At 60.7% G+C, this 405-nt stretch carries 1 protein-coding gene; it reads right to left on the reverse strand.

The features are described from left to right. A partial coding sequence (locus ACODSK_RS32680) for an immunoglobulin-like domain-containing protein (RefSeq protein WP_489022295.1) occupies nucleotides 1–405 on the reverse strand: 405 nt, incomplete at both ends.

Consider the following 405-nt stretch of genomic DNA (forward strand, 5'->3'; position numbering starts at 1 on the left):
CACCGTCGACATAAACGGTGTTTTGCGGCGCTGGGAAGGTAATCGAACCTTCGCTTAGGCCCTTGCCGATAGTGATGGTCTCGCCGTTGCTCAGCGAGATCTTCATCTCGGTGCCGGCCGGGTTGGTCAGGCGAGCGGTGTAGGTGATCTCACCACCTTCCTGGACGGTGCCGCTGGCCGACAGAGTCAGGCCGGTAGTGTCCAGGCGGGCTGGATCGTCGTTGACGACAGTGGTCGGAGTACCTGCGGTTTCCAGATGTTCGTAGTTGCCGCCGGTCACGCCGGTGATGCTGTTGGTCAGCGGGGTGTTGGTGTTCAGCACGTTGTTCGGGGCGATGAAGTCCACCGAACCGCTGCTGGAGTTCACTGGGATGGTGATCGACTGCCCGTTGGCCAGACTGATGA

This window comes from Pseudomonas sp. FG98 (genome assembly GCF_057808595.1).